This window comes from Streptacidiphilus albus JL83 (assembly GCF_000744705.1).
GTDB lineage: Bacteria > Actinomycetota > Actinomycetes > Streptomycetales > Streptomycetaceae > Streptacidiphilus > Streptacidiphilus albus.
Map to the genome: position 1 here is coordinate 4,349,298 of NZ_JQML01000001.1, position 22,887 is coordinate 4,372,184.

Here is a 22,887-nt window from a genome sequence, read left to right on the forward strand (position 1 = left end):
CTACTCCCCCGTTCCCGAGTCGGCCGGCACCAGTTGGTTGTCCCGCATCAATGCACCGAGCGTGGTCAACCTCTCGGCGAGGATCGTCCGTGAGGCACCGTCAACCGGTCCGATCCTGGTCACGCCCTCGCGCATGGCCACCACCTGCACCCAGTCCGGATCGGCCTCGTCGCGGTCCAGCAGGTCGCCGCTCTGAGTGGCGACGATCACCTGCACATGCTCGGATGCCTCGGTCAACGCATCGAACAGCACCCCGGCAGCGGTCGGATGCAACCCGAGCTCCGGTTCGTCGATGCAGACGACGGGGACGTAGCCGACCAGCGCATCCGGCTGGAAGAGCGCGGCCAGCACACCGGCCGCCCGCATGGTGCCCTCGGAGATGGCCAGCGGCCCGAAGCGGGTCACCGCTCCTGATTCCTCGTCGACCATACGGAGTTGCACGGAGGAGAAGGTGTCCAGTACCTGCCCATCGATACCGGCCGCACCGGGAACGATCGCTCGGACATAGGCGTCGACGCGCTCCTTGACCGACGGGAATCCGGAGGCGAGCGCGCCGAGGACATCCCCCAGGTGTTCTCCGTTCGGACCGAGCATCATTCCGGGTGTTCGCGGCTCGGGCCGGTCCATGCGGCGGGGGTCGGGCTCGAAGCGCGACATGCCGATCAGCGCTGTGAACAGGTCGCTCAGAATGCTGCTGGATACCGCGCTGCTTCGCAGCCACAAACCGTGGACGGAAGTCGGCTCGCCGAGGACGCTGTGATCCGTGATCGACCGCAGGGCCTTGAGGTCACGCTCAAATCCGAGCCTCGAACCATCCGCTGTACGCGCATCGCACCACTCCCGCACGATGACGACGGGGCTCCGCAGGTTGTCGGACGCACGCAGCTCGAAACCGTAGGTGGCGTTGCAGAGCTGGTCGGGTGAGCCGGAGGCGGTGAAGCAGATGTCCAGCTCGATCACCAGAGTCACGGCGCCGCCGACGCTGTCGCGGTGCAGTACCTCGACGGCTCCTCCGCGCGCCCGGAAAGCCTCCTGTGGAGTGGTCTCCACTGCGTCGCGCGCGAACATCAGCGCGTCGAGGAAATTGGACTTACCAGAGGCGTTCAGGCCGAGCAGAACGGTCAGTGGCCCGAGTACGACGTCGCACTCAGCAATCGACTTGTAGTTTCTGATCCGAACACGCGTGAGGAACGGGACAGCGCGGGAGGTGGCTTCGGCGGGCATCCCACATCAACTCCTCAGCCGGACCGATGCTGCAGCACAGAGTGCGCCGTCGGGTTCGAAGCCGACGACCCCGCGACCCAAGCCTTCCCAGACCGCATCCCTGACCTGCAGAGACTTGCCCAATGGGGTATCTGGCCTGCAAGTATCGCTCTCGGTGACTCTCGCGGGACTCTACCATTCCCCACCCTCGCGCGTACTGAATCCGGCAGCGGTAGCCCCACGCTGAGAGGTCGCTTCGGCTTGATCGAGGACTTACCTTCCAGCGGCGAGTCCGCCGAGGAGAAATCGGGCGACGAAAAAAGTGGGAACGAAAAGTACCCCCGCCTTGGCGTGGTGAAATCCGGCGTTGCTCGGCGCCGGAATTACGTGGTGCTGGGCGGCCAGTTGGGCGGGTCGGGCCGATGGACGCTGGCCTCGGCCTGCGGCCCGCCGCAGCAGCGCCAGTACGCAACTGGCCGCCGCGCAGGCGGTCTAGTCGAGATCCGGGCTCGGCTCGGCCGGGGCGTCCGAGGGGGCTTCGTACCTCGCGTGAAGGACGTCACGGGCCTGGTCCGCGGCGCGGGCGAGGCTCTCGGAGACGTAGTCGAGGAAGCGGGCGATGTTCTCCAGACGGTCGCCGGCCTGAGTGCCGGAGCCGAGAACGGCGACGCCCTGCCGCGTGATCTCGACCTGCTTGGTGAGGGCGCGGACGCTGGCGACCATCGACTGGTACCAGAGGTCGTCGTCGATGACGTAGCGCTCACGGCGGCGTTCGTCGCGTTCCCGGCGGACCAGGGTCTGACTCTCCAGAAAGCTGATCGACTTGGAGATGGTCGCGGGACTGACCTGGAGGCGCTGGACCAGCTCGGACGCCGTCAGGCTGCCGGTGTCGCTGGTCACGAGGCAGACCAGCACCCGCGACATCATCTTGGGCAGGCCCGATTCCACCATGGCGGTGGTGAACAGCTCCTCGTACGCACGCACCGCCTCGGCGTCACGTCCGTGCGGCTGGGGCACCGGTTCCGCCCCTCGGGACGCGGGCTGACTGCGCCGGTGGGCGCGGCGTTCGGTGGCGCGGTGGGCCAGGTCGGCCCGGTAGGCGGTGGGGCCGTCGTTCCGCATCACCTCGCGCGTGATCGTCGAGGTGGGGCGGTCGAGGCGCCTGGCGATCTCCGCGTAGGGGAGACCGTCGGCCAGACCCAGTGCGATCTGCTGGCGTTCCTGCTGGGTGAGTCTGCCTCCCGGCATCACGGTCTCCTTCGTGCATCGGTGCATCGTGCGTCGGCGATGCCCCGAGCATAGCGTTCACTCTCAGTCCATTGCAACACGCAAGGGCGGGGCATTGCATTGACCTTCAGCGCCAGTGCAACGATTTAGCGCCATTCACCAGCAGCGATGGCCTTTTCGTGCAACAAGCTTGTTGCTGGACATTGGAATGCAACGTAGCGTTTCTCATGTCAGCAACACCGGGCCAGCAGGCCGCAGACTCGCAGGAGAGCATCATGCAGAAGTTCGCCACCCCCGCCCCGATCGCCGCCGTCCTCGACATCCCCTCCGGGCGCGTCCAGCTCATCGCCGCCGACCGGGCCGACACCACGGTCGAGGTCCTGCCCGCGGACGCCTCCAAGAGCCGCGACGTCAAGGCCGCCGAGCAGACCACGGTCGAATACACCGACGGAGTCCTGCGGATCGGGGTCCCGACGAAGAACCAGTACTTCGGCCCGACCGGATCCATCGAGGTGACCGTCCAACTGCCCGCCGGCTCCCGGATCGAGGCGAAGGCGGCCAGCACCGAACTGCGGGCCGTCGGCCGCCTCGGCGAGATCGCCTTCGAGGGCGCGTACCGCCAGATCAAGATCGACGAGGCCGCCGGCCTGCACCTCACCGCCGTCGACGGCGACGTCGAGGTCGGCCGACTGGGCGGCCCCGCCGACATCAGCACCGCCAGGGGCGACATCCGAATCGCCGAAGCCACCCACGGCCGGGTCGCGCTCCGCACCCAGACGGGCAGCATCTCGGTCGCCGCCGCCAAGGACGTCTCGGCCTCCCTGAACGCCGGCACCACCCAGGGCCGCGTCACCAACAGCCTCAAGAACGACGGCGCCACCGAACTCCACATCCACGCCACCACCAACCAGGGCGACATCACCGCCCGCAGCCTCTGACCAACTGCCCCACAGCCCCTGACCCGCAAGCCCAGAAGGAGCACCCATCATGACCACCCCGGCCATCGCGGCGAACGGGCTGCGCAAGTCCTACGGCGACAAGGTCGTGCTCGACGGCATCGACCTGGCCGTCCCGGAAGGAACGGTCTTCGCCCTGCTCGGGCCGAACGGGGCCGGCAAGACCACCGTCGTGAAGATCCTCTCCACCCTCGTCTCCGCCGACCCCGGCACCGGCGGCATCCACATCGGCGGCCACGACCCGGCCGCCGATCCGCAGGCAGTGCGCGCCGCGATCGGCGTCACCGGGCAGTTCTCCGCCGTGGACGGGCTGATCACCGGCGAGGAGAACATGCTGCTGATGGCGGACCTGCACCACCTGTCCAGGCGCGAGGGACGGCGGGTCGCCGCCGACCTGCTGGAGCGCTTCGACCTGGTCGAGGCCGCGAAGAAGCCCGCCTCCACCTACTCCGGCGGCATGAAGCGCCGACTGGACCTCGCCATGACCCTGGTCGGCAACCCCCGGATCATCTTCCTCGACGAACCGACCACCGGCCTGGACCCCCGCAGCCGCCACAACATGTGGCAGATCATCCGCGAACTGGTCTCCGACGGCGTCACCGTCTTCCTCACCACCCAGTACCTCGAAGAGGCCGACCAGCTCGCCGACCGCATCGCCGTCCTCCATGACGGCACGATCGCCGCCCAGGGCACCGCCGACGAGTTGAAGCGACTCGTCCCCGGCGGACACGTCCGGCTCCGCTTCACCGACCCCACCGCCTACCGCGACGCCGTCTCCGCGTTCCCCGACGCCACCCGCGACGACCAGGCACTGGCCCTGCAACTCCCCAGCGACGGCAGCCAGCGCGACCTGCGCACCATCCTCGACCGGCTGGACTCCACCGGCACCGAGGCCGCCGAACTCACCGTGCACACCCCCGACCTCGACGACGTCTTCTTCGCCCTCACCGGCAGCACCGACATCCCCAACCAGGCCACCCGACCGGCCACCCGGCCCGCCCAGTCCAAGGAGAACGTCCGATGAGCGCCCTGTCCCTCGCCGCCCGCGACTCGTCCACCATGCTGCGCCGCAACCTCCTGCACGCCCGGCGCTACCCCTCCCTCACCCTGAACCTGCTGCTCACCCCGATCATGCTGCTGCTGCTCTTCGTCTACATCTTCGGCGGGACCATGAGCGCGGGCATCGGCGGCGGCCACTCGGACCGCTCCGCCTACATCGCCTACATCGTCCCGGGCCTGCTGCTCATGACCATCGGCAGCACGGTGGTCGGAACCGCGATCTCCGTCTCCAACGACATGACCGAGGGCATCATCGCCCGCTTCCGCACCATGGCCATCCACCGCCCCTCGGTCCTGGTCGGACACGTCGTCGGCAGTGTCCTCCAGTCGATCGCCAGCGTGGTCCTGGTCGGCGCCGTCGCCGTGGCCATCGGCTTCCGCTCCAGCCACGCAACCGCTCTGGACTGGCTCGCGGCGTTCGGGCTGCTCGTCCTCTTCGCCACCGCCCTCACCTGGATCGCCGTGGGCATGGGCCTGATCAGCCCCAACGCCGAGGCCGCCAGCAACAACGCCATGCCGCTGATCCTGCTGCCGCTCCTCTCCAGCGCCTTCACCCCGATCCACTCCATGCCCGGCTGGTTCCAGCCGATCGCCGAGTACCAGCCCTTCACCCCCGCCATCGAAACCCTCCGCGGCCTGCTGCTCGGCACCCACATCGGCAACAACGGCTGGCTCGCCGTCGCCTGGTGCGTCGCCCTCACCGCACTCGGCTACTTCTGGTCGACCTCGAAGTTCAACAGCGACCAGAAGTAACCGCCGTGACAGCGCGGGATCGCGTCCCGCAGCCCGCTCCGCCGCAGAGATCGATCAAGGCCCAGGTCACCGGTACCGTCCCGGTTCACCTGGGCCTTCGTCATTTCCCGCAGTCCGCCGAGCGGTGCGGGTCAGACCTTGAGCGTCGAAGCGCGGTTGTGGAACGGGCAGGCTATCTGCGTCAGTTGGCCCTTGGTGATGGCCGCGGCGGCCTTGGCGGTGCCCGCCGTGCCGGCGGTGGTGGCGCCGCTCCCGAGGAGCTGGAGGATCTCCGTGGACAGCAGGTCCGGCTGGCCCTTGAGGGCGTCGGCGGTGGGCTGGTCGGAAACGAACACCATCTCTGCGGCGATGTTGTCCTGCACGATCCGGGCGAGGTTGTCGAGACTGACGTGGACCGGGTCGGTCGGCGTCTCGGCCGTCATCAGGTTGATCAGGTGCGTGGCCACCTGGCTCTGGTCCATGAAGTTCTGCAGGATGATGCTGTTCTGGTTCTGCACGTAGGTGGTCCAGATGGACAGCACCACCACGTACAGGCCCGACCAGGCCGAACCGAGCTGGTTGCGCCAACGGGTCATCAGCGCACTGACGCCGTCGATCTGCACCCGCGAGGCCCAGTACATGTTGGTGCGGACGCTGGGGTAGACGTCCGCGGTGAAGCTCTCGAAGGACTGCATGTCGAACTCGCGGTTGGCGATCGCGGTCGCGATGTAGGCGTGCGCCTTGTCGAGGATGTAGCGGCAGGAGTCGTACAGGCTGCCGTTGGCGTCGGCGGGCAGGTTGGCGGACGCCAGGGTCTGCCGGGCGGTGTCCAGCGTGGCGGAGAAGGCCTGGAGGTTGCTGATCCAGCTGGTGTTGCCCGGCCCGTTGAACGCGACCATCTGCAGGTCGTGCGGGTCGATGTACTGGGCCTGCGACGTCAGGATGTTGGTGGGGTCGAGCGAGGGCGCGCAGATGGAGAAGATGCCCAGCGGGGTGTGGGCGATGGACTTGGCCAGCGCGAACACCGGATCGACGGGCTGGACGGTCTCCAGCACGGTGCCCTTGCTGACCAGGTAGTACGTACCCCCTGTGCCGTCGTTGTCGACGACGATGACCGGGTTCAGCTGGTTGATCACCTGGGCGCGCAGGGTGTCGTAGTTGTTCTGCATGCTGGTGTCGACGGCCAGCATGTTGTTGCGGGCCTGGCTCTCGGCGACGCTGCCGGCGGCAGTGGCCGGGACACCGGTGGCGGTGGCAGTGGCAGTGGCCGCGTAGGCGCTGGTGCTGTGGCCGGTGAAGCCGGTGAGTGCGGTGGCCGCGCCGACGGCTGCGGCACCACTCAGAACGGATCTGCGGTTGGGCGACACTTTTCATTCCCCCCTCGGATGGATGGGGTCACGGGCCTGCTGTCGGCCCGCGCCCCAGTGCGCGCAGCGCTGTCGCGGCGCGCACTGCTGTCACGATGAACAGTGCTGTCGCTGTGATTGGGCTGTGCGTACCGGGCGGCGCCCAGCCGCGACCAACGGCGGGCGTGCTCCCCCGGGTGTTGCCGGCGCGCCCCCGGGCCCCGGTCCGTCCGCTGCGGAGAACGGGCTCAACGGGGGGTGCGCGCCACGGAACTCCGCAGCGGACGTTGTGTGCGCGGGGCCACCCCTCCGGGCCCCGCGTCAGGCACTACGCGTGACGCGTCGCGCGTCGTGCATCACGCGTCACGCGTCACGCGTCACGCGTCACGCGTCACGCGTCAGGAGAGCTCGGAGCCCTTGGCCACGACGACGCCGTACAGGTCGTTGATGGTGGCGAGCGCGCCCTGGTGCAGCTGCTCGGCGGTGACCTCGCCGGCGGGGGTCTGCAGGGGACGGGTGGCGGAGGCGTCCGCGACGACGGTGGCGTGGTTGCCGCGCAGGAAGGCGCCCTGGGCGGTGAACGCCACGCACATGTGGGTCATGAAACCGGCGATGATCACCTTGCCCTTGCCGGCGTTGTCGACCAGCTCGCCGAGCTCGGTGTCGAGGAACGCGTTCGGCTTGCCCTTGACCACCGTCGGCTCGCCCTGGACCGGGGCGACCCGCGGGTGGATCCGGCCGATCTCCGCGCGGATGTCGTAGGGGGTGCCCTCGCCGCCGTCGTTGATGACGTGGATGACCTTCGCACCCGCGGTGCGGGCGCGGGCCAGCAGGTCGGCGCCGGCCTCCAGCGCGTCGGCCCAGCCGTCGAGCTCCATCACGCCCTGGGTGTAGGTGTTCTGATAGTCGATCAGAATCAGTGTGGAGTCGGCCAGCCGGGCCGGGCTCTGGTCGAAGCTGTTGAGTTCACGCAAGGTCGTCGTCGCCACGTGCTGCACCTTTTCGATTGCCGGTTCGAGCGGACACCACCCACGCTACGATCAACAAAACGTTGACGGCAATGACGTCCAGCTTGCAGAATCGGACATCCGCGCGGCCGCCGTCGCCGCACTCATCCGGGGGCAATCGATGCAGACCAGTGGAGACTTGATCGCCGTCATGCTGTTCCCGGGGGTCGACCTGCTGGACGTCACCGGGCCGCCGGAGGTGTTCTCCCTGCTGCGCCGGGAGGTCCCCGAGGCCGCCGCCTACCGGGTGGTGCTCGCCGCGGAGTCGCTGGAGCCGGTCGTCACGGCAGCCGGAGTGCGGGTGCTGCCGGACGTGACCTTCGAGCAGCTGAAGGACGCCCGGATCAACACCCTCATGGTGCCGGGGTCGGTCGAGACCGATGCCGCCGGTCGCCTCCGCGCGGTCACCCCGCCCGGCGTCGTGGCGTGGACGCACACCCTGGCCGCCCGCTCGGCCCGGGTGGCGTCCGTGTGCGTGGGCGCGCACCTGCTGGCCGCCGCAGGCCTCCTCGACGGCAAGCGCGCGACCACCCACTGGTCCACCGCACCCCAACTCGCGGCCGACTACCCGGCCGTCACCGTGGATCCCGACCCGATCTTCATCCGCCAGGGCAACGTGTGGACCGGCGCGGGGATCACCGCCTGCCTCGACCTGTCGTTGGCGCTGATCACCGAGGACCACGGGGAGCGCGCCGCCCTGGGCGTGGCCCGGCAACTGGTGATGTACCTCAAGCGCACCGGCGGACAGTCCCAGTTCAGCGTGCCGATGGAGCCGATCTCGACCACCCGCCGGATGGAGGGGCTGCGCCACCACATCACCGCGAACCTCACCGCGCCGCTGACCGTGCCGGACCTCGCCCGGCAGGCCAGCGTGAGCGAACGGCAACTGGCCCGGATCTTCAAGACCGAGCTCGGCACGACCCCCGGCGCCTATGTGGAGTCCGCCCGACTGGAAGCCGCGCGCGCCCGCCTGGAATCCACCGACGACACTCTCGAACGCATCGCGGCGACGTGCGGCTTCAACACCATCGACACGTTGATCCGTGCCTTCCGCCGCAAGCTCAACACCACCCCCACCGAATACCGCCGCCGCTTCCACCCCTGACCGCTCCTGCGGTCTGCGCTCGTGTCGTTGACGCCACTGTCAGTGGTGGCACCTACCCTCACTCCATGGCATCCGGCGACACCAGCGGCTTCCGCCTCCCGGCAGGTCTGCCCCCTGGGCACGTCACGCCCTGCGCAGCACCCGCGCTCTGGCTCTCCGACGAACCGGTCACCACCCCGGCGACCTGGTGGGCGCGATGCCAGCAGCAGGCGCGGGAGACCGGCCTGCGGCCCGTGCTCTACTCCTGGCCGAGCCCTCCCGACCACCCCCAACTCCCCGACGACATACCGGAAAGTCAACTGGACGCCGACCTGGAGCGGGCCTGGCGCTCCTACCGCACCCGACAACTGCGCCGACAGGAACTGCCGGTCCGAGCGGACGAGCTCCCCGAGGGCGTCACTCCCTGGGAGGACGACCCAGGGCCGCCCCACGACCAGTGGCCCGGGCTGGCACCCGCCGGCCTCGCCACCGGGATCGACTACCCGGACGACACCGCCTACCTGGCCGTCGAGAAGCTGACGGCCGGTCACCACGGCCTCCGGGGCGCCCACCTCGGCCTGGTCCCGGCGACCCGCAGCAGCGACATCCCGGCGGTCATGGGCTGGCGCTGCGAAGCGCCGCGCGCCTCGCTCTGCAACATGCTCCGCAGCTGGGAGGGCCGCTTCGGCACCCGCGTCGTCGCACTCCAGGGCGCGACGCTCCATGTGTCCGTCACCCGCCCACCGCGGACCCTCGACCACGCCGTACACCTTGCCCTGGAGCACGTCCTCACCGGCGCGGACAACATCAACGACGGAACGACGCCCTTCCCCGTTTACGCCGAATCCCTCGTCGACAACCACCTCTGGTCGTTCTGGTGGGACTGAACCGCCCCGTCAGGACGGGGCGGTGAAGCCGCTGGCCCTGAAGCGGCCGTGGACCGCGAGGTCCAGCAGGAAAGCCAGTTGCTCACCCAGCCTGAGCGGGCAGGACCAGGACGCCGGTGTCGGCGGCCCGGCCGGACCGCCGCCGGCCTGCGGTGCTACTCGTTCAGGTGGGCGATGATCAGGTTGGGGTCGGTGGCCGTGACGTAGGCCGCGCTGTCGATGTAGACGGTGTGGCCGCGCAGGGCGATGGAGGTGGGGTTCTCCAGGCCGTCGGCCGGGGTCAGCACGATGGAGTGGCTGCCGTCGGACTGGACGAGGGCGACCTCGCCGGGGCCGTTGAGGGCAGCCAGGAGCTGGTCGCCGTGGCCGGTGAAAGCGAAGTCGTCGATCCCGGACAGACCGGTGGCCCGGGTCTGGAGCGCACCGGCGCGTCCGTCCCGGAGGATCGGGATGCGCAGGACGGTGCCCTGGTCGAGGTTGGTGACCCAGACCGCCCCGCCGTGGATCTTCAAGCCGTTCGCGCCGAGGAAGCCGGTGGAGGCGAGTTCGGGAGCGGCGGACCACACGGTCGGCGTGCCGCCGGCCACCGGCACGCTCCAGACGGTGCCGAGGACGGAATCGGTGACGTAGAGGGTCCCGCTCCGCGCGTCCAGGGCAAGGCCGTTGGGCAGGCCGGTCGGCGGCAGCGCCGCGATGCGCTGCGGCACGCCACCGGGGCGCAGGCGCCACACGCCGGTCAGATCGGCGGTACCGGTGGCGTAGAGGAAGTACAGGGTGCCGTCGTCGGCGCGGACGATGCCGACCGTCAGGGGGAAGCCCAGGGCCGGCGTGTGGACACCGCCGTCGGCAGGCAGCGGCATGGTCGCCAGGACGTGGATGGACCCGTTCGCGGAGATCCGGGCGACCTGGCGGGCCTCGGCGAAGGTGACGTACTCGCCGCCGCCGGGGGCCAGGGCGATGTTCTCCGGTGTCTGGCCCTTCGCCAGGTCGAAGTGGACGGCGATCCGGGCGCCGCTCAGCGGGGCCGAGGCGGCCGAGGCCGGAACCGGACCGACCGTCACGATCCCGGCGGCGCCGAGGACGGCGGCGACGGCGACGGCGGTCTTGGACAGCTTCTTGAACATGATGCCTTCACTGTTTTCGGGCATGCGGCAACGGTACGCCGACGCACTGGGTCGAGTGGATGGGCGGCTGGAAAGCCCGGATGGATGGCTCGGACGGACGCGCTGTGCGTCCGAAACTTCGTCAGGAAGTGACTTTCGACTGTCGACCGTGCCCGGCCGGGATTTGCACCGCGGTCGCAGTCGTCGGCGCGGTGACTGGTGAACGGTTATCAGTGTCCGGATATCGGACAGCGGTTACGGTTGGCGTACGGGGTCATCCGACGTCGGCCCGGAGCCCGGGTCGCACCGGGTCGCCCTGGGCGATGGCCTGGGCGAGCAGCGCCAGCGCGGTCCGCGAGGGCGAGTCGGCCTCCGTGGTGGCGATCACGATGTTCTGGCCCGGCTCCTGGCTCCAGGTCTGCTGCGTGACGGTCAGCGGACCGACCAGCGGGTGCCGCATCCCGTAGGCGGCGACGGCACCTGCCTTGACCCGGTGATCAGCCCACATCGAGGCGAACTCCGGGCTTTTCGCGCTCAGTTCACCCACCAGCGCGTGCAGCGCGGCATCGTCCGGATACTGGCCCGCCACAAGTCGCAGACTTCCCACCACCGCTCTGGCCTTGCTCGGCCAATCGGCGTACAGGTCACGGGTATGGGCATCGAGGAAGACCAGCCGGGCCATGTTGGGACGCTCCCCCGTCCGGTCCACGGCACCGGGGTCCAGGTGTCCGGCGAACAGGGCATGGCCCAGGCGGTTCCACGCCAGCACGTCACTGCGACGGCCGACCACGATGGCCGGAGCCGCGAGTGCCTCCAGCAGCTGGCCGGTTGCCTGTGTCAGCCGCTCCGGTGCCGGCCGCCGGGCGCGGGCCGGGCCCTTGGCCGACCTGGTCAGGTTGTGCAGGTGCAGCCGCTCGGCCTCGTCCAGCCGCAGGGCCCGGGCGATCGCGTCCAGCACCTCCGGTGAGGCGTTCAGCGACTGCCCCTGCTCCAGCCGGGTGTAGTAGGAGGTGCTCACGCCTGCCAGCAGCGCCAGTTCCTCGCGCCGCAGACCCGGCACCCGCCGCCGCTCCCGATAGGTGGGCACATCGAGATCCTCGGGCCGCAGTTGCGAGCGCCGCGTCTGCAGGAACTCCCCGAGCTGCCCTTTTGCGTTCATGGCTCCGAGTATGGTCCGGGCCGGCACGAGCAGCCTGCCCCTGCTGGGGGTAGGCATCTCCGGGGCGATCGACTGACTCGTGGGCTGCCCGCGTGGTGCGCACCCCTTGCGACAATGAATTCGGGCCGGCGCCTGGTCGGCCGTCGACCGATCGGTAGTACAGATGGAACTGCGTCACCTGCGGTACTTCCTCGCTGTTGCCGAGACCCGCAACTTCACCCGGGCTGCCGCGCGGTGCTTCGTCGCGCAGTCCGCACTGAGCCAGCAGATCGCGCGGCTGGAGAAGGACGTCGGCTCCGAACTGTTCAGCCGGACCAGCCGCTCGGTACGGCTGACCGCCGCCGGTGACCTGCTCGTGCCCTTGGCCCGGCGCATTCTCGCCGACGTGGACCACGCCCAGGAAGAGCTGGACGCGCTGGGCGGCCTGCGCCGCGGACGGCTGCGCCTGGGGCTGGTCCAGACCCTGGCCGGCCCGCTCGACATGGTCGAGGTGATGGCCGAGTACCACGCACGCCACCCCGGCATCGACTACCACATCGTCAACGCCACCAGCACTGACATGGCGGCGGCGGTCGCCTCCGGCGGCCTCGACCTCGCCGTCGTGGGCCTGCGTCCCCAGCAGTTGCCGGAGGGGCTGGACCACCGGGTGCTGGGCAGCGACCCGCTCGTGGTGATCGTCCCAGCCGACCACGGACTGGCGGACCGTGAGGAGGTCGACCTGGCCGAGCTGCCGACGACCCACCAGCTCATCCAGTTCGCCCGGGGCAGCGGGCTGCGTCGTCAGGTCGAGGAGGCCTTTGCCCGCGCGGGCGTCGAACCCGGCCGCAACTTCGAGGTCGCCCAGGTCCACAGCATGATCCGCCTGGCCGCCCGCGGTGTCGGGGTGACCGTCGTGCCACGCTCCTCCGTCCAGGGCCCCAACGCGCTGCTGGGCTCCGGCACCGGCCTGCCCCACGGGGCCCGGATGCTGGCCCTGGCGGACTCCGCTGCCGTGCACCGCATCAGCGTGGTCTACGACAGCAAGCGTCTCTCCTCGGCCGCCGCCGCCTTTCTGGAGGTGGTGGACCACCACCTCCGGCCCGATCAATCGGTATGAGCGATCGCTGCATCTAGATCCATATGTTGGACAGAACAAAAGCATCGACAGAGGCTTGGGGGAAAGCCCGCCGCCCCAAGGGGCCCTGTTGATCGGAACGCACCCATGCCTGTCGTCCTGCGTGACGCATGGACCACCGTGGTCCCCGACCTGAACGACCGGCACGGTCCGCTGCCGCCGCTGATGCTGGCCCTGACCTTGACCACCGGACTCGTCGACGCCTTCAGCTATCTGACCCTCGGGCATGTCTTCGTCGCCAACATGACCGGCAATGTCGTCTTCTCCGGCTTCGCCCTGGTCGGCGCCCCCGGCTTCTCGCTGACCGCCTCGTTGGCAGCCGTCGGCGCCTTCGCAACGGGCGCACTGTTCGGCGGACGGCTCGCCCAACGGGCGCACGCCCACCGCGGCCGACTGCTGCACCGGGCACTCGTCCTGGAGACCCTCCTGGTCGCAGCCGCCTGTGCCGCCGCGCAGATGGCCGACCCCTCCCACGGTGCCGTCCGCTACCTGCTGATCGTGCTGCTCGGCCTCGCCATGGGCGTGCAGAACGCTGCGGCCCGCGCCCTGGCGGTCCCGGACCTGACCACGACCGTGCTGACCCTGACCATCACCGGAATCGCATCCGACAGCCGCCTCGCCGGAGGCCCCGGCAGCCGGGCCGGCCGACGCGTGCTCTCTGCCGCAGCCATGTTCCTCGGCGCCCTCATCGGGGCCCTGGCCGTACTGCACGGCCACCGGTCGATGCCCCTCCTCCTCGCGGCGCTCCTGCTCGCCGCGGCCACTGCCGCCGCATCCACCCTCACCCGCTCCGACCGCTCCTGGACGCAGCCTTGACCCGCTCCCCGCTCGTCGCGTCCTGGCCCACCGCGCCGCTCACCGTGACCGAGGGCAGCGCCCTGCACCTCGCCCCCACGGTCACCGCCCCGGACCGGTTCTCCTGACCACCGTCTCCGACTCCGGCCTGTACTACGCGGCTCTCTGCACTCCTGGTTGGCCACCGGCCCAAGGCAACGTCGATCGACCGGGCGGCCGATGTTCGTCGCCGACCACGCGGCGCACGGCGGCGAGCGCGTCGGCCGGGCTACGGGACCGCTCCGGTGCGCCGGAGTGGCCGAAAGTACGATCCGCTCCACGGCCGACCGTGCTTTCGGCTGATGTGACAGCCCGGCCGCCCGCAGAAGGCTGAGCACATGCCTACCTCACCACCGCTCGGCGTCATCGTCGCCGCTTCGGATCCGACAGGCGTGCACTACAGCCCGCTGTTCTACCTCCTGTGCGGCGTCGTGGTGCTCGCCTGCTTCATCGTCTTCTTCGCCGTGGGCCGCTTTGTGCTCCGGCAGTTGGACCGCCGCTCCCACGGCAGGTCGTCGTGATCCCCATCGAGCGGGAGCAGCTCCGACCGGCGGGTCGGGGTCCTGTCCACGAGAACGTCGCCTCCGACGGAGAGAACACATGACCGCAGTGCTGGAAGCCGATGGGCTGGGCAAGCGGTACGGCCGCCGCCCGGCCCTGACCGGCTGTGACCTGAACATCCCGCAGGGACGGGTCGTCGGCCTGGTGGGGCCCAACGGCGCGGGTAAGTCGACGCTGCTCCAGCTGGCCTGCGGGCTGATCGCACCGACCTCGGGCACGATCCGCGTGCTGGGCGCGCGCCCCGCCGCCGACGCGGCGCTCCTGCCCAAGGTCGGCTTCGTCGCGCAGGACACGCCGGTGTACGCCGGGCTGTCCGTCGCGGAGCACCTGCGCATGGGCGCCAAGCTCAACCCGGCCTGGGACGGGGCACTGGCGCAGCGAAGGATCGAACAGATCGGCCTGGACCCCCGGCAGCGGGCGGGCCGGCTCTCCGGCGGCCAGCGCGCCCAACTCGCCCTGACCATCGCCGTCGCCAAGCGGCCCGAACTGCTGATCTTCGACGAGCCCGCCGCCGCGCTCGATCCCCTGGCCCGGCGCGGGTTCCTGGAGAATCTGATGGAGTTCGTCGCCGACCTGGGTGCCAGTGCCATCCTCTCCTCGCACCTGCTCGCCGATGTGGAACGGGTCTGCGACTACCTGATCGTGCTGGCCGACGCCCGGGTGCAGGTCGCGGGTACGGTGCAGGACCTGCTCGCGAGCCACTACCGGTTCACCGGCGGCCACGGCGATCCCGCCGGTCTTCCGCCAGGGGTCCAGGCCATCGCGGCCGACCGCACCCCGAGCGGGAGCGCCCTGGTCGTGCACGCGGACGGCCCGCTGCCGCCCGTCGACTGGCACGTCGAGAGCATCGAACTCGAAGACCTGGTGCTGGCCTACATGACCAGGGCGAGCGGACCGACCGGCCGTTCAGCAGCGACGGTTTCGGAGGCGCGACGATGATCTGGCTGACCTGGCGCCAGTTCCGCACCCAGGCTCTGGCCGCACTGGCCGCCGTGCTCCTGCTCGGGAGCTACCTGGTGACGCTCGGCCTGCAGATCCGGAGCAAGCACGACAGCGTGCTCTCCCAGTGCCGAAGCCATGGCAACTGCCCTGGACTGCTGGCCTCGTTCACGAGCCAGTACTACGTCCAGGTCTCCCTGCTGAGCTACTTCCTGCTCATCGTCCCGGGCATCCTCGCCATGTTCTGGGGCGTCCCGCTGATCACCCGCGAGCTGGAACTGGGCACCCACCGCCTCGTGTGGAACCAGAGCGTGACCCGCAAGCGGTGGCTGCTCGTCAAGCTCGGCGTCGTGGGCCTGAGCAGCATGGCCGTAGCCGGCCTGCTCAGCCTGCTGCTGACGTGGGCCGCAAGTCCGTTCGACCAGGTCGAGGCGGACAGGTTCACTCCTGCGCTCTTCGCCGCGCGCAATATCGCGCCGGTCGCCTACGCCGCCTTCGCCTGCGCCCTCGGGGTGACCCTGGGACTGTTCATCCGCCGCACTCTGCCGGCCATGGCGCTGGCCGCGGTGCTGTTCGCCGTCGTCCAGATCACCGTCCCCAGCGTGGTCCGACCGGACCTCGTCCCACCCGTCAGGACGTCGGTGCAGCTCACATCGTCGGAGCTCGCGACCGTGAACTTCCTCGGGCAGTACGGGACCGTCGGGGGCCTGAAAGTGCCCAGCGGGGACTGGGTGGTGTCGACCAGCCCCATGTTCAACTCCGCAGGGGAGAGCATCGGCCACTCCGCCATGTACGCGAACTGCATCAACACCTCGGTCCAGTCCGTGACGCTCAGCTGCCTGACCAAGGCGGACCTGCACGTGAACGTGACCGTGCAGCCCGCTCGCCGCTACTGGAGCTTCCAGTGGTACGAGTCGGGGCTCTACGCCCTGACCGCTGTGATCCTGGCGGGCCTGTGCCTCTGGCGGATCCGCGGCCGACTCAACTGATAGCCCCAGGCCCTGTCCGACCCCATCACCGGCTTCGCCGCGTCATGACCGGCACCGCCCAGCCATCGACCGCAGACCGGGACTGGGGCGGGCGACTGCCCCGGGCCGCCCGCGGTCCGCTCCCCGAGGACCAGCTCGCCGCCCAGCGACGGATACGGGCCGAGGTGGTGCCGTGGGCCGGGGAAGCGGGGACCGCCGCGGCCACGGCCGAAGGAGATCCGATCGGCCCGTTCAACGCGTTCGTGCACCGTCCCGCCGCCGCGAGGTGGCGCGACCGACCGATCACCTTCTTCACTGACCGCCCAGGCCGACGCAGTGGTGGGCAACTGTGTCGGCGAAGGCGCGGGCCAGCGGGGAGACAGCGTCCCAGCGGCGGACGGCCCAGCCGGCGGTGAGCGGGGGGAGCGCGGGGATCGGGATGAGCCGCAGGTCGGGGTGGCTGCGGTCGGTCCATTCGGGCAAGGTCGGGACGACCGCGTGACCGAGCCCGAGCTCGGCCAGCAGAATCGCGGTGTCCCAGTCGGTGACGCTGGTGTCGAAGATCGGCCGGATGCCCGATTCGGCGAGCCACGAGCCGAGTTGGGTGCGCGCGGTCGAGTTCTCGGGCAGTCCGATGAGCCGGGCGTCCTGCAGGTCGGCGGGCTCGATGAAGGGCTTGGCAGCGAGCGGGTCACCCGCCGTGACGGCGAGCGACCAGGGCAGGTGGACGACGGGCCGCTGCTCCACGGCACCGCCCTCCCGCCGCAGGGTGATCCAGGCGAGGTCCACCGCGCCGGCGGCGAGCGCGTCGAAGCAGCCACGGCTGGACGTCTCGGTCTGGAATTCGAGGCTGGCCCGCGGAAAGCGCCGACGGAAGTCGACCACGGCGGCAGCCATGAAGTGCCGGACGGTCGTGGCACCGGTGGTGACCCGCACCGATCCGCCCTCCGCACGGGCGAGTTCCTCGATCCGGCGCACGGCCTGATCGATGCGCCCCAGGCCCTCGGTCGCCGCCGCATGCAGCAGCCGCCCTGCCGGGGTCGGCGCCACCCCTCGCGGATGGCGTTCGAGCAGGCTGAGCCCCAGCTCCCGCTCAAGTCGCTTCACGTGCTGGCTGACTGCCGATTGCGTGCAGCCCAGGTCACGGGCGGCGGCGCTCAGCGAACCGGTTCGGCAGACCATCGCGAAGACACGGAGATCGTCAAGAGTCACGAGACCCAAGCTTAAGCTTGGGTTCTTCCCAGTAAACCCGTGGATTGACTTGGGTCCCACCAGGCTTGATCATCGTCCTGGGCCCAGGGCGGCAACCCGCCCGTGTCTCCATCGCGGTCCGGACGCGATCCCGACACGGGCGGGTGTCGACCCGCCACAGGCCCGACCAACTTTCCGGCCTCCCGGACTCTCGACTCCTTGGTTTCCCAGGACAGGAGCACACGTGAGCACAACCAAGCTGACAGTGGCGATTCTCGGCCCCGGCGGTGTCGGCGGCATGATCGGCGCACTGCTCGCCCGCGCCGGACACCGCATCGTCTGCCTGGCCGGGGAGCAGACCGTCACCGTGCTGCGCCAGCAGGGGCTGCGCGTCGACAGCGACCAGTACGGGGAGTTCACCGCGGCGGTGGAGGCCGACACCGAGCTGCGCGAGCCGGTGGACGCCGTCTTCGTGACGGTCAAGCAGACGGCGCTCGCCGAGGCGCTCGACCGCGTCCCGGCCGAGGTGCTCGGCACGGCGGTCGTGGTCCCACTGCTCAACGGCCTCGACCACCTCGCCGTACTGCGCGAGCACTTCCCCTCGGCCCAGGTCGTCGCGGGCACCATCCGGATCGAGGCCACCCGGACCGCACCCGGCCGCATCGTCCACACCACTCCGTTCGCCAACCTCGAACTCGCCGCCCCCGTAGAAGAGTTCGCGGACCATCTGCGGCAGGCCGGCCTGGGCGTGACCCTACGCGAGGACGAGAGCGCGATGCTCTGGGACAAGCTCGCCTTCCTCGCCCCGTTCGCCCTGCTGACCACCCGCCACCGGACCGACGTCGACACCGTCCGTGATCGGCACCGCCCCGAACTGCTCACCGTCCTCGATGAGATCACGGCCGTAGCCCGCGCCGCCGGCACACCGGTGACCGCCGAGGGCTTGCTCTCCTTCTTCGACCGCGTCCCCGGGCCGATGAAGTCCTCGATGCAGCGCGACGCCGAGGCCGGCCGTCCGCTCGAACTCGACGCCATCGGCGGAGCCGTACTCCGCGCCGGAGCCGCCCACGGCATCGCCACCCCGGCCACCGCCCGGCTGGTCGCCGAGGTATCGCAATCCGAACAGCGGGCCTCCTGATGGAGTGGTCCTCCCCCGCACAGTGGCCCCGGATCGAGGAGTTCCTGTCCGCCCGCGGCGCCGACAGGATGCCCCACCCCGGCGGCACGCTCCTGGACCACCTGCGCCGCGTCAACCACCTGCTCTCCACCTGGGGCGCCGAACCGGCCGTCCAGCTCGCGGGGCTGTGCCACGCCGCGTACGGAACGGACGGGTTCGACGGGTCGCTCCTGGACACCGCCGAGCGCCAGGTGCTCGCCGAACTGATCGGCGAACGTGCGGAGAGCCTGGTGTACCTGTACGCGAGCTGCGACCGAGCCGCCGTCTACCCACGCCTGGGCAACGGACACCCCGTGGTCTTCCGCGACCGCTTCACAGGCCGCGAACACACCCCGACCGAGGCGGACGTAGGCGCGGTCCTGGAGATCACGGCCGCCAACGAGCTCGACGTGCTGGCCCACAACGCCGAACTGGCCGAACGCCACGGCCCGTCCCTGTACCGCCTGTTCGCCCGCTCATGCGATCTGCTGTCCGCGCCGGCGTGGAACGCCTGCGCCGAGCAGCTCGTCCGGTACACCCCCGAGCCGGGGATCGCGATCAGCGGCCTGGACCACCTGGTGCTGACCGTCACCGACGTCGAGCGGACCATCGCCTTCTACCAGCGGGTCCTCGGCATGCGACCCGTCACCTTCGGGAACGGGCGCCGCGCGCTGGCCTTCGGCAACAGCAAGATCAACCTCCACCCGGCCAGCCGCGAACTCGTCCCCCACGCCGCCCGACCGACCCCCGGCAGCGCCGACCTCTGCCTGATCACCGAGACCCCGCAGGATCAGGTGCTGGCCCACCTGGCTGCCTGCGGCACACCCTTGGCCGAGGGCCCCGTACCGCGCACCGGCGCCCTCGGCCCGATCCTGAGCACCTATCTGCGCGACCCGGACGGCAACCTGATCGAAATCTCCACCTACACCTGACGCGCCCCCAGGGCGCGAGCGCGGGGGGCAGCACGCCACCGTGTCGTCACCAGTCGCGGATGCACCCAGCCGTCGGCCGCGAGCCCGCGCGACACGGAGAGCCGGGTGGACCAGTCCAGCGACCTCCACCAGGGAGCAGGCCGGTGGGCGGGCGGGGTCCAGATGCTCGTCGCGGATCCGGCGGAAGGTGTCGAGACCGTCCAGATCGGTGAGGTGGACGCACGGGTCGAGTGGAACCACCGAACGCATGACCACCGCCTTCGCGAAGCGGGGCTCACCCACACCGGCCCCGAACGACCAAAGGGGCTTCTGAGCTGCACCTTCATGCAGGGCGGCGACTCAACGGACATGACCCCCGCTTAGAGCGGGCTCAGGTCACACCCCGATCGAATGTCCGGTATGCCCTGAAATTGTGTCCCGATTTGGAGCCCCCTGTCGGGTTCGAACCGACGACCCCCGCTTTACAAGTTTTCCCCGAGCAAGCCCCTGACCTGCATAAATCCAACTGACTGGGCGTCTGACCTGCGAAAATCGCTCTCGGTGACTCTGCCGGGATGCCGTCGTTTCTCACCCTCATGTGTACTGAATCCGTACCCCGAACGGCCCCGCAGACCCACCTGGCGGGTACCTCGCGGGCGCGAAGCCAGGTCACTGTACGGCCGGTCTAACGCACATCGATGTCGAGATCCTCTGTGGCCTCTTCGAGAGGTTCCACCAAGCCATTGCGAAAGGCAACTCGGTTGAACTCCCCTTCAGCATGGATACCAATCTCGATCTTCACCGGGCCTTTTTGCTCCCTGAGCCAGGTGAGGGCTTGATTGAGCCTGAAAAGGCCATCCCGTTCAATAGTGGCCTTAATATCGACCACGCGCACCGAATCGCTCGGTTCGCCAGCCCCAGCAGCGCCAGTGCCTGATGCCTCTCCTTGCGGGCCCGTCGGCGTCGGCTGCGGATCAGACCGCTGCTCAGTCCCTGCCGGTTCGCCTGCTTCGGGAGTGTGAGGTGCCGGCTCGGTAGTCGACTGCAACAGAGCACGAGCGTAGTCGTGCCAAAGGATCGCCGAGTCGTCTGAAAGGTCGATCTCATCAGCCCTGATTCGATCACCGAACCGGACTTGGCGCTTGTCCCTCGGAACGATCTCCTCTTCTTCCCGAGTGAGCCCAACTACGTAACCGAGCTCGGAGGATGAGACCGCACCTGCGATCGCGGAAGCGATGACCTTCTTGTCCCAGAGCTTAGTGAACTCGTAGTAGCTGTAGAACCAGTCCACGAGTTCCGCGCAGGCAACCGCCTTGCGGTCAGGCCCCAACCCTGCGAGGGCGACAAGCTTCGCGGTCGTGATGGACCCGAACACACGCTGACTGAGAGCCTCCACTACCCGCTCATGAAGAGATCGGCCTGCGGCCAGCATCGTCCGGAGATCCGAAGGCTCAAGGACGTAAGGCGTGTCGCCCTTTCGTGAGCGCGTAGGAATAGCGACGGTACCGTATGCGGCGCCAATAGCCGCAGAGCCGTCACGTCGCGCGTTGCCGGCCTTATCCCGGAGTTCCTCGACCTGCTCGGTACTGAAGTTGTACTTTCGAGCCTGACCCAGAAGTGATTCGGCTGCCATACGCAAGCGGATGGCATGACGGGCGATGTCGAACTGGGCCTTGTCCGGGAGCACGAGGGCAAGGCCGTTCCTATAACGCCGAGGGCTTCCCTTACTAACCTGTTCAACGAACTTGGACTGCGGGTCACGATCCTCAGACCAATCCGGATGCAGATACGCGACCGTGAACAGGGGTCGCTCGTCGGCAATACCGCCAGGCGATTCCGGCCACAGGGCCACGCCCTGGCTTCCCTGCAGCTGCTTCTCTAGCTCTGCGCGAACCTCCGTAAGAACTTCCTTGGAATTTAGCTTGCTAGCCTCATCGCGCACGAGCTTCGTCAGGTTGGGAGTTGGCTCGAAACGGTAGCGTCGCCCCGTGTAGTGGAGATAGAGCTCCTCCTCGCGGAGGTCATGCAAACCAGAGATAACAACGTTTCGAGTCAAGCCCGGAACGAGGACGCTTCGCACAAGATCCGATTCGAGGACGCCGCGGTCTTCCCCCTCTCGCGCCCCGAAGCTATACAGCATAATAGCGGTGGCGACACGCGTCCCCACCTGAAGCTGCGCGATCATCGGGCTGTCTGCGCCGAGGGCACGGTCGACCGTCGCACACCCGGCGCCGTCAGAAGTGATGTCGCTCGACAGCACTGACGTATACCGCTCCCTCTCACCAACCTGGGAGAAGAAGGAGCCCCGGGATGCCTCATCCGTGAAATCGATGTCACCTGGCCCGATGAGCGGGCTCTTAGCCCCGTCCCTCCACAAAGCGTGGACGACGGCCGCAAGGAACTGCAACGCACCACGGGTTCGCTGGTATGAAGGCAGCGTCCCCCAACGGTGATACATGAGATCCAGCAGCTCTGGGTGCAGGGGATAGGCAGCCAGGATGCGCTGCTCAAGGGAGTCTGCGGTGACTTCAGCCTCTCGGCGCGCATCGCCACTTTCCGCAGTGGCGAGCAACTGCTTCCGAAGGAGATCGGAATAGGATCGCGCAACCTCCTTGTGGATAGCCTCATCACCGAGTTCTGCGAAGAGCCGACGCTGAACAACCCGGAGAACTTCGTCGCCGGAGACGGGCTCGCGCTTCGCATCAACCCGGGCAACGAGCTTGTCCAGGTCACTCAACAATCCCTCGGCACCAACGGCCTCGCCGACACTCGCCTGAAGGCTATAGACCATCGCAGCCTGCGGCTGAGCGCTGATGGCCTCCGTAAGTGCCTGGACAAAAAGCATTGCCTGGCGACCAGCAGTGGACTCCCCACGCGGAAGCGCCATGGCCTTCTCGACGTAGATCAGAACCTCATCGAGGAGGATAAGGGTCGGCCCGTCGCCAATGACTTGTCGAAGAACATCTCCGCCAGGGGCAGATCCGGTCAGGTCATGCTGCTCTACGAGCTCGTATCGTCCGAGTTGCGCAGCAAGTTCCCCCCAGAGTGTGTGCGTCTCCACGCCCGTTGCTCGCATCGGGGACAGCGGGTCAAGTTCTTCGCCAGACAGCACAGCAATCTGAACGTCGCCAGGGTCGGCAATGTCCTTCAGCTCAGAGCAGGCCCCCACAGAGGCCGCACGGTCACGAGCCAGGTGGAGAAGTGCGACAAGACTGTGAGTCTTGCCGCCGCCAAAGGGGGTGCGGAGTTGCAGGACGTGGGAGCCAGTTCCCCCTGAAAGGACGTCCATGACGTCCCTGAGCAGCTCCCCCATCTTCACAGTGAGGTAGGTCGCCTGGTAGAACCTGCCGGCATCCATGTAGACAGGTGCGATACCTTGCCGGCGCCTGAAGACTCCAGCAAGGTTGGCTGCGTAGGTCCCCATGTCCAGAACGCCTGCGGCCACATCGT

21 protein-coding genes are annotated in these 22,887 nt (G+C 68.9%); 13 read left to right on the top strand and 8 right to left on the bottom strand.

Annotated features, from left to right (window positions below; all coding sequences use genetic code 11):
• Both BS75_RS18710 and BS75_RS52235 read right to left on the bottom strand, forming a co-directional pair.
• Positions 1-1,224 carry an AAA family ATPase gene (locus BS75_RS18710; RefSeq protein ID WP_034089064.1) on the bottom strand — a complete coding sequence of 408 codons (1,224 nt, stop codon included), beginning with the start codon at positions 1,222-1,224 and terminating at the stop codon, positions 1-3.
• A 471-nt stretch (positions 1,225-1,695) separates the two neighbouring features.
• Entirely contained in the window at positions 1,696-2,451 is a 756-nt protein-coding gene (locus BS75_RS52235; RefSeq protein WP_034089065.1) for a helix-turn-helix domain-containing protein, read from the bottom strand.
• Positions 2,452-2,705: 254 nt separating this feature from the next.
• Between BS75_RS52235 and BS75_RS18720 the strand changes: the two genes are divergently transcribed.
• The 3 genes from BS75_RS18720 to BS75_RS18730 are packed head-to-tail and all read left to right on the top strand — an operon-like array spanning position 2,706 to position 5,198.
• Positions 2,706-3,368, top strand: coding sequence for a DUF4097 family beta strand repeat-containing protein (locus BS75_RS18720; RefSeq protein ID WP_034089066.1), 663 nt, complete (start codon positions 2,706-2,708; stop codon positions 3,366-3,368).
• Between the two features lie 49 nt (positions 3,369-3,417).
• Positions 3,418-4,410 (top strand): ATP-binding cassette domain-containing protein, encoded by a 993-nt coding sequence (locus tag BS75_RS18725; protein ID WP_034089067.1) that lies wholly within the window; start codon positions 3,418-3,420, stop codon positions 4,408-4,410.
• On the top strand, positions 4,407-5,198 hold the full coding sequence (locus tag BS75_RS18730; RefSeq protein ID WP_034089068.1) for an ABC transporter permease: 792 nt from the start codon (positions 4,407-4,409) through the stop codon (positions 5,196-5,198). The genes BS75_RS18725 and BS75_RS18730 overlap by 4 nt, the downstream gene beginning before the upstream one ends.
• Before the next feature lie 131 nt (positions 5,199-5,329).
• Here the strand turns inward: BS75_RS18730 and BS75_RS18735 are convergent, their stop codons facing one another.
• Positions 5,330-6,544 (bottom strand): hypothetical protein, encoded by a 1,215-nt coding sequence (locus BS75_RS18735; RefSeq protein WP_034089069.1) that lies wholly within the window; start codon positions 6,542-6,544, stop codon positions 5,330-5,332.
• A gap of 377 nt (positions 6,545-6,921) precedes the next feature.
• The gene (locus BS75_RS18740; protein WP_034089070.1) at positions 6,922-7,512 is read right to left on the bottom strand and encodes a cysteine hydrolase family protein; all 591 of its coding nucleotides are present in this window, start codon (positions 7,510-7,512) and stop codon (positions 6,922-6,924) included.
• 139 nt (positions 7,513-7,651) lie between these two features.
• Here BS75_RS18740 and BS75_RS18745 point away from each other — a divergent pair, with 139 nt between their 5' ends.
• Entirely contained in the window at positions 7,652-8,635 is a 984-nt protein-coding gene (locus tag BS75_RS18745) for a GlxA family transcriptional regulator (protein WP_034089071.1), read from the top strand.
• Between the two features lie 65 nt (positions 8,636-8,700).
• Positions 8,701-9,501: a DUF4253 domain-containing protein gene (locus BS75_RS46695; protein WP_081982428.1), complete on the top strand. Its 801-nt coding sequence runs from the start codon at positions 8,701-8,703 to the stop codon at positions 9,499-9,501.
• 155 nt (positions 9,502-9,656) lie between these two features.
• Here the strand turns inward: BS75_RS46695 and BS75_RS18755 are convergent, their stop codons facing one another.
• Together BS75_RS18755 and BS75_RS18760 are read right to left on the bottom strand one after the other, a co-directional pair.
• Positions 9,657-10,625 (bottom strand): SMP-30/gluconolactonase/LRE family protein, encoded by a 969-nt coding sequence (locus tag BS75_RS18755; RefSeq protein WP_034089072.1) that lies wholly within the window; start codon positions 10,623-10,625, stop codon positions 9,657-9,659.
• A 253-nt stretch (positions 10,626-10,878) separates the two neighbouring features.
• Positions 10,879-11,763, bottom strand: a complete 885-nt coding sequence (locus BS75_RS18760; protein WP_034093319.1) for a helix-turn-helix domain-containing protein — start codon at positions 11,761-11,763, stop codon at positions 10,879-10,881.
• Positions 11,764-11,926: 163 nt separating this feature from the next.
• Between BS75_RS18760 and BS75_RS18765 the strand changes: the two genes are divergently transcribed.
• From BS75_RS18765 to BS75_RS18780, 5 genes are all read left to right on the top strand, one after another.
• Positions 11,927-12,859 carry a LysR family transcriptional regulator gene (locus tag BS75_RS18765; RefSeq protein ID WP_034089073.1) on the top strand — a complete coding sequence of 311 codons (933 nt, stop codon included), beginning with the start codon at positions 11,927-11,929 and terminating at the stop codon, positions 12,857-12,859.
• A gap of 105 nt (positions 12,860-12,964) precedes the next feature.
• A complete protein-coding gene (locus tag BS75_RS18770) occupies positions 12,965-13,693 on the top strand; it encodes a YoaK family protein (RefSeq protein WP_034089074.1) in 729 nt (242 codons plus the stop codon).
• Positions 13,694-14,049: 356 nt separating this feature from the next.
• Complete coding sequence (locus tag BS75_RS48335) at positions 14,050-14,232, top strand: hypothetical protein (RefSeq protein ID WP_152645797.1); 183 nt, start codon at positions 14,050-14,052, stop codon at positions 14,230-14,232.
• 79 nt (positions 14,233-14,311) lie between these two features.
• The gene (locus BS75_RS18775; protein WP_034089075.1) at positions 14,312-15,211 is read left to right on the top strand and encodes an ABC transporter ATP-binding protein; all 900 of its coding nucleotides are present in this window, start codon (positions 14,312-14,314) and stop codon (positions 15,209-15,211) included.
• Positions 15,208-16,200 (top strand): ABC transporter permease subunit, encoded by a 993-nt coding sequence (locus BS75_RS18780; RefSeq protein ID WP_034089076.1) that lies wholly within the window; start codon positions 15,208-15,210, stop codon positions 16,198-16,200. Before BS75_RS18775 ends, BS75_RS18780 begins: the two co-directional genes overlap by 4 nt.
• A gap of 291 nt (positions 16,201-16,491) precedes the next feature.
• On the opposite strand, the gene BS75_RS18785 is transcribed toward BS75_RS18780, so the two are convergent.
• Positions 16,492-17,391 carry a LysR family transcriptional regulator gene (locus BS75_RS18785; protein WP_034089077.1) on the bottom strand — a complete coding sequence of 300 codons (900 nt, stop codon included), beginning with the start codon at positions 17,389-17,391 and terminating at the stop codon, positions 16,492-16,494.
• A 223-nt stretch (positions 17,392-17,614) separates the two neighbouring features.
• On the opposite strand from BS75_RS18785, the gene BS75_RS18790 reads away from it, so the two are divergent.
• The 3 genes from BS75_RS18790 (at position 17,615) to BS75_RS49370 (ending at position 19,821) form a co-directional block, all read left to right on the top strand.
• Positions 17,615-18,508 carry a ketopantoate reductase family protein gene (locus BS75_RS18790; RefSeq protein WP_034089078.1) on the top strand — a complete coding sequence of 298 codons (894 nt, stop codon included), beginning with the start codon at positions 17,615-17,617 and terminating at the stop codon, positions 18,506-18,508.
• Positions 18,508-19,458 (top strand): VOC family protein, encoded by a 951-nt coding sequence (locus BS75_RS50370; RefSeq protein WP_231607825.1) that lies wholly within the window; start codon positions 18,508-18,510, stop codon positions 19,456-19,458. Before BS75_RS18790 ends, BS75_RS50370 begins: the two co-directional genes overlap by 1 nt.
• Before the next feature lie 105 nt (positions 19,459-19,563).
• Positions 19,564-19,821 carry a hypothetical protein gene (locus BS75_RS49370; protein WP_034089079.1) on the top strand — a complete coding sequence of 86 codons (258 nt, stop codon included), beginning with the start codon at positions 19,564-19,566 and terminating at the stop codon, positions 19,819-19,821.
• 301 nt (positions 19,822-20,122) lie between these two features.
• Here BS75_RS49370 and BS75_RS18810 read toward each other — a convergent pair whose 3' ends face one another.
• On the bottom strand, positions 20,123-22,861 hold the full coding sequence (locus tag BS75_RS18810) for an ATP-binding protein (protein ID WP_160312248.1): 2,739 nt from the start codon (positions 22,859-22,861) through the stop codon (positions 20,123-20,125).
• Positions 22,862-22,887 lie beyond the last annotated feature (26 nt).

Excerpts from the sequence above, each read along its gene's own strand:
- BS75_RS18810 (WP_160312248.1), bottom strand. The coding sequence starts at position 22,861 with ATGGGGACCTACGCAGCCAACCTTGCTGGAGTCTTCAGGCGCCGGCAA.
- BS75_RS18710 (WP_034089064.1), bottom strand. The coding sequence starts at position 1,224 with ATGCCCGCCGAAGCCACCTCCCGCGCTGTCCCGTTCCTCACGCGTGTT.
- BS75_RS50370 (WP_231607825.1), top strand. The coding sequence starts at position 18,508 with ATGGAGTGGTCCTCCCCCGCACAGTGGCCCCGGATCGAGGAGTTCCTG.
- BS75_RS18720 (WP_034089066.1), top strand. The coding sequence starts at position 2,706 with ATGCAGAAGTTCGCCACCCCCGCCCCGATCGCCGCCGTCCTCGACATC.
- BS75_RS18755 (WP_034089072.1), bottom strand. The coding sequence starts at position 10,625 with ATGTTCAAGAAGCTGTCCAAGACCGCCGTCGCCGTCGCCGCCGTCCTC.
- BS75_RS18775 (WP_034089075.1), top strand. The coding sequence starts at position 14,312 with ATGACCGCAGTGCTGGAAGCCGATGGGCTGGGCAAGCGGTACGGCCGC.
- BS75_RS18745 (WP_034089071.1), top strand. The coding sequence starts at position 7,652 with ATGCAGACCAGTGGAGACTTGATCGCCGTCATGCTGTTCCCGGGGGTC.
- BS75_RS18765 (WP_034089073.1), top strand. The coding sequence starts at position 11,927 with ATGGAACTGCGTCACCTGCGGTACTTCCTCGCTGTTGCCGAGACCCGC.
- BS75_RS18730 (WP_034089068.1), top strand. The coding sequence starts at position 4,407 with ATGAGCGCCCTGTCCCTCGCCGCCCGCGACTCGTCCACCATGCTGCGC.
- BS75_RS18770 (WP_034089074.1), top strand. The coding sequence starts at position 12,965 with ATGCCTGTCGTCCTGCGTGACGCATGGACCACCGTGGTCCCCGACCTG.
- BS75_RS18725 (WP_034089067.1), top strand. The coding sequence starts at position 3,418 with ATGACCACCCCGGCCATCGCGGCGAACGGGCTGCGCAAGTCCTACGGC.
- BS75_RS18760 (WP_034093319.1), bottom strand. The coding sequence starts at position 11,763 with ATGAACGCAAAAGGGCAGCTCGGGGAGTTCCTGCAGACGCGGCGCTCG.
- BS75_RS46695 (WP_081982428.1), top strand. The coding sequence starts at position 8,701 with ATGGCATCCGGCGACACCAGCGGCTTCCGCCTCCCGGCAGGTCTGCCC.
- BS75_RS48335 (WP_152645797.1), top strand. The coding sequence starts at position 14,050 with ATGCCTACCTCACCACCGCTCGGCGTCATCGTCGCCGCTTCGGATCCG.
- BS75_RS52235 (WP_034089065.1), bottom strand. The coding sequence starts at position 2,451 with ATGCCGGGAGGCAGACTCACCCAGCAGGAACGCCAGCAGATCGCACTG.
- BS75_RS18780 (WP_034089076.1), top strand. The coding sequence starts at position 15,208 with ATGATCTGGCTGACCTGGCGCCAGTTCCGCACCCAGGCTCTGGCCGCA.